The following is a 4771-nucleotide window of genomic DNA, read 5'->3' on the forward strand; positions in this document are numbered from 1 at the left end:
GCGTCGGGTCGGGGCCGATGGTGACGGGATTGACCACCATGCCGGATTCGAATTTCTTGACCTGCCGCACCTGCTCGGCCTGTTCGGCCGGCGAGAAATTGCGGTGGATGACGCCAATGCCGCCGGCCTGGGCCATGGCTATGGCAAGCCGGGCCTCGGTGACGGTGTCCATCGCCGCCGACAGGATCGGCACATTCAGGTCGATGTCGCCGGCGATGCGGGTGCGGACATCGGTTTCGCCGGGCATGACCTCGGAATGACCCGGCTGCAGCAGCACGTCGTCAAAGGTCAGCGCCAATGCGCCGGTGGACGTTTCGATGATTTTTGCCATGGCCAGTCCCTTGAACATAAAAACGGTGGGGGAATACAAAAAAGCGCTGGACCGGAATGGACAGCGCCGACTCGTTTCTTCCCTTTCAGGATTGGCGCTGGCTGGTACCACGTCCAAGCACCGATGAAAAGCGGATGATTTCACGCTCCCGGAAAGGTGACTTTCCGGCGAAGGGATGCCACCTGTGGTTGCCGGTCGCACAAAAGTGACAGCAAATTAATGCGACATCCCGGCGAAGGCATGGTAACCGCCCGCCTCAGGGCCGACATGCAACCGGCAACGCAACATTCAAGTCTGGACGCGTTCCTTGAACCGCACCATCCCGCTTATATTGGCGGTCGCCCTTTTCATGGAAAACATGGATTCGACTGTTATCGCGACATCGCTGCCGGCGATCGCCGTCGACATCCACACCAGCCCGATCGCGCTCAAGCTGGCCCTGACCGCCTATCTCGTCTCGCTGGCGATCTTCATTCCGATCAGCGGCTGGATGGCCGACCGTTTCGGCGCCAAGAATATCTTTCGCGCCGCGATCGCCGTCTTCATCGTCGGCTCGATCGCCTGCGCGCTCTCCGGTTCGCTGCCGGCTTTTGTGGTCTCGCGCTTCCTGCAAGGCATTGGCGGCGCCATGATGACACCGGTCGGGCGGCTGGTGCTGGTGCGCGCGACACCGAAGAGCGAACTCGTCGCGGCGATGTCCTGGCTAACCGTTCCGGCGTTGGTCGGACCGTTGGTCGGGCCGCCGGTCGGCGGCTTCATCACCACCTACTTCACCTGGCACTGGATCTTCCTGATCAATGTGCCGATCGGCCTGATCGGCATCTGGCTGGCGACGCGTTTCCTGCCGGAGACCGAATCGATGGAGACGCCGCCGCTCGACTTCCTCGGCTTCGTGCTAAGCGGGCTGGCGGCATCCGGCGTGGTTTTCGGCCTGTCGGTGGTGAGCCTGCCCTATTTGCCGCCGGCCACCGGCCTTATCACCGTAGCGGTCGGCCTGCTGTCGGGCGCGCTCTATCTGCTGCACGCGCGGCGCGCCAAAAATCCCTTGCTGGCGCTCGAATTGTTCCGCAACCAGGTGTTCCGCTCCTCGGTGCTTGGCGGCGGACTGTTCCGCATCGGCATTGGTGCCGTGCCGTTCCTGCTGCCGCTGATGTTCCAGATCGGTTTTGGGCTGACGCCGTTCCAGTCCGGCATGATCACCTTCGTCTCGGCGATCGGCGCCATCGGGATGAAGTTTGTCACCGCGCTGATCTTCCGCGTCGCCGGCTTCCGCCGCGTCCTGGTTGTCGGTTCTCTGGTCGCCGCCGCCTCGATCGCCATCAACGGCCTGTTCACACCCGACACACCCTATCTCTTGATGCTGGCCATGCTGCTCGTCGGCGGCTTCATCCGCTCGATGTTCTTCACCGGCGTCAATGCGCTCGCCTATGCCGAGGTTTCGGCTGAAGACACCAGCAAGGCGACACCGATCACGGCGGTGTTCCAGCAGTTGTCGGTCGCGCTCGGCGTGGCGCTGGCCGGCGGAATCCTGGAGGTGTCCACGAGCCTGCACGACAGGTCACTGACGCTGGCGGATTTCCACACCGCGTTTTTCGTCGTCGCGGCGATTTCCGCCGCCGCGTCGCTGTCGTTCATGCGGCTGGCGCCCGATGCCGGCAACGCCATCTCCGGCCACGGCCGCCTGACCACACCCAAGACGCTGGAAACGAGCACGGCGGGGAAGTAGTTCCCTCTTGCCTTCTCCCCTGTGGGAGAAGGTGGATCGGCGCGAAAGCGCCGAGACGGATGAGGGGTGTTCCAGCGGAGTGAAACGTTGGCGCTCCCTGGAGCTCATCCGTCGCCTTCGGCGACACCTTCTCCCAGGGGAGAAGGAAGATCTCGCCCTTTGAAATCCTTGGCCAGCAAATAAAGCTCGACCGATTCATCCCGCGACGCCGGCGGCTTGACGTGATGGACCGAGCGGAAATTCTTCTTGAGCATGGAGAGCAGTTCGTTTTCGGCGCCGCCCTGGAAGGTCTTGGCAAGGAAGTGCCCGCCTGGCTTCAGCACCGACAGCGCGAAATCGGCCGCCACCTCGCACAGATGCATGGTGCGGATATGGTCGGTCCGCTTGTGGCCGGTGGTCGGTGCCGCCATGTCGGACAACACGATATCGGGATCCCCACCCAGCGCCTCGGCCAGCTTCTGCGGCGCCTGCGGATCGAGGAAATCCATCAGCAGCACCGGTGCGCCGGGCACGGCGTCCATTTCGAGATAATCGATGCCGATGACATGCGGCTTGTCGGCCGTCGATTTCGTCCGCGCGGCGGCGACCTGGCACCAGCCGCCGGGGGCGGCACCGAGGTCGATCACCTTCATGCCGGGTTTCAACAGATGATGCTTGTCGTCGATCTCGATCAGCTTATAGGCCGCGCGTGAGCGATAGCCGTCGGCCTTGGAGCGCTGGACATAGGGATCGTTGATGTGGCGCTGCAGCCAACGGCGCGACGATTCCTTCAGCCCGCTCTTCTTCTTGATCCGCGTCTTCAGCACGCGAATGCTGGCGGATCCTGGTTTTTCCGGTTTCTTGGTCATTGCCTGATTTCTGGTCCGGGTTTTCTCGCTCGTCGAGTTGTGCTCATTTTTCGACGTCTGCGCGTTTCGTGAAGGGCTTCCCCCACTCCGTCTCGGCTTCGCCGAGCCACCTCTCCCCCCTCCGGAGGGAGAGGAAGGGAGCCAGCCTGCATAAGTTCACGCCTTTCCTCTCCCCGTCGATCGGGGGAGAGGTGTCGAGCGTAGCTCGACGGAGTGGGGGTCGACTGTTCACGCTCTGCCACGCCCATCGTTGCGCCAGACGCCATCATCGGCCATCAATTCGCTCAAAATACCTTCGCGCAGGCCACGATCGGCGACCCGCAACCGCTCGGACGGCCATACGGCGCGGATCGCTTCGAGGATAGCACAGCCGGCCAGTACCAGATCGGCGCGATCGGCACCGATGCAAGGGTTGGCGCAGCGCTGCTGGAAATCCCAGCCAACCAGTCTTTCGACCATGCGGTCGACGCTGTCGCGGTCCATCCACAGCCCGTCGACACGGCGGCGATCATAGCGCTCGAGTTCAAGGTGGACACCGGCCAGCGTCGTCACCGTTCCGGACGTGCCCAGCAGATGGAAATTCGGGCTGGCCTTGAGATGGCTCAGCCGATCGCGACCGTCGAAGCTGGCCAGCCGGCCGGCAACGTCATCGACCATGGCGGCGAAGATCTCGCGCGTCACCGTGCGGCCGCCAAAGCGCTCGGCCAGCGAGACGACGCCGACCGGCAGCGACGTCCACGACACGATATGATTGGCCAACCTCGGCGAACGGCGGCCGGCGAGATCGATGAGCGCGATTTCCGACGAACCGCCGCCAATATCGAACAGCACGACGCCTTGGGTGTCGCGCTCGACCAGCGAGCCGCAGCCGGACACCGCCAGCCGCGCCTCGGTCTGGCGGTCGATGATCTCGAGCTTCAGGCCGGCCTCGCGTTCGACGCGGTCGATGAATTCGACGCCGTTTTCGGCCGTGCGGCAGGCCTCGGTGGCGATCAGCCGGGCTTTTCTGATCTTGCGGTTGCGCAATTTGTCGCCGCAGATTTTCAGCGCCTCGACCGCGCGGTCCATCGCCGGCTGGCCGAGCCGGCCATTGGCGGTGAGCCCCTCGCCCAGCCGGACGATGCGCGAAAAGGCGTCGATGACGCGGAACTGGCCATGCCGCGTCGGCACGGCGACCAACAGCCGGCAATTGTTGGTGCCGAGGTCAAGCGCCGCAAACACCGGAAGCTCATGGACCGGCGGCCGACGGGCGCCTTGTTCCGGCCGCGGCACAAGAGCGGCGGGCGAGACCACCGCTTCCGCCGGTCTGTGGGCCTCCGCCGCCGGGGCACCGGTTTTGCCTGGCGCCGGCGATCGATTCTCCGCGGGACGCGCTTCGTCGCGCGCAAAAACCTTGCGCCCGCGCCTTCGCTTGCGCCGCTTCTTGGGCTTGCCTTTGTGGGGTGCGTCGCCCGCCTGCCCGTCTGCCGAGCGGAGCTCCGTCGGGCGGCGTTGCTGCCAGCTTGCGTTCCCCGGGTCAGCCGACCGCTGGGAAGAGCTGGACACGCCCACCTCCGGCGCGCCGGCGCCGGTATCGTGGTCTTCCACTGTCGTTCCTTCCGGCGCCGCGCGAACCTATGATGGACGCAGCAGGCGCTTCAGTGTTTTAAGTTGTCGCCAGACTAACAGCGCCGTGCCCGATCACCAAGAGCCGCATGCCGAATTTTACCGGCAGGCCGCTGACCGCCGTTCCGGCGCGGCCGCGTGATGAATCCGCACGCCGCAGTTGCCGGCGCAACGCCTGCCGGCATCTCTTTCGGGCGCCCCACGGACAAATCTTGCCGGCCGCCGCTGCGGCAAGGGTTCGCGGTTTAATAGCCCGCTTCG

5 protein-coding genes are annotated in these 4771 nt (G+C 64.6%); 1 reads left to right on the plus strand and 4 read right to left on the minus strand.

Going from position 1 to position 4771, the window contains the following annotated elements; translation table 11 throughout:
• Positions 1 to 331 (minus strand): IMP dehydrogenase (locus EOA22_RS24595; protein WP_206521332.1); only part of this gene is annotated, 331 nt, incomplete at its 3' end.
• 307 nt (positions 332 to 638) lie between these two features.
• On the opposite strand from EOA22_RS24595, the gene EOA22_RS24600 reads away from it, so the two are divergent.
• Complete coding sequence (locus tag EOA22_RS24600) at positions 639 to 2057, plus strand: DHA2 family efflux MFS transporter permease subunit (RefSeq protein WP_013532287.1); 1419 nt, start codon at positions 639 to 641, stop codon at positions 2055 to 2057.
• A 104-nt stretch (positions 2058 to 2161) separates the two neighbouring features.
• Here EOA22_RS24600 and EOA22_RS24605 read toward each other — a convergent pair whose 3' ends face one another.
• The 3 genes from EOA22_RS24605 to EOA22_RS38200 form a co-directional block, all read right to left on the minus strand.
• Positions 2162 to 2905, minus strand: a complete 744-nt coding sequence (locus EOA22_RS24605) for an RlmE family RNA methyltransferase (protein WP_013532288.1) — start codon at positions 2903 to 2905, stop codon at positions 2162 to 2164.
• A 228-nt stretch (positions 2906 to 3133) separates the two neighbouring features.
• Complete coding sequence (locus tag EOA22_RS24615; protein WP_063167749.1) at positions 3134 to 4492, minus strand: Ppx/GppA phosphatase family protein; 1359 nt, start codon at positions 4490 to 4492, stop codon at positions 3134 to 3136.
• Positions 4493 to 4550: 58 nt separating this feature from the next.
• Positions 4551 to 4771 (minus strand): hypothetical protein (locus tag EOA22_RS38200; RefSeq protein ID WP_206521333.1); only part of this gene is annotated, 221 nt, incomplete at its 5' end.

Source organism: Mesorhizobium sp. M7A.F.Ca.US.014.04.1.1, assembly GCF_003998745.1.
GTDB classification, from domain to species: domain Bacteria; phylum Pseudomonadota; class Alphaproteobacteria; order Rhizobiales; family Rhizobiaceae; genus Mesorhizobium; species Mesorhizobium ciceri.

Bases quoted from the DNA above. Each gene is read 5' to 3' on its own strand.
- EOA22_RS24605 (WP_013532288.1), bottom strand. From the start codon at position 2,905: ATGACCAAGAAACCGGAAAAACCAGGATCCGCCAGCATTCGCGTGCTG.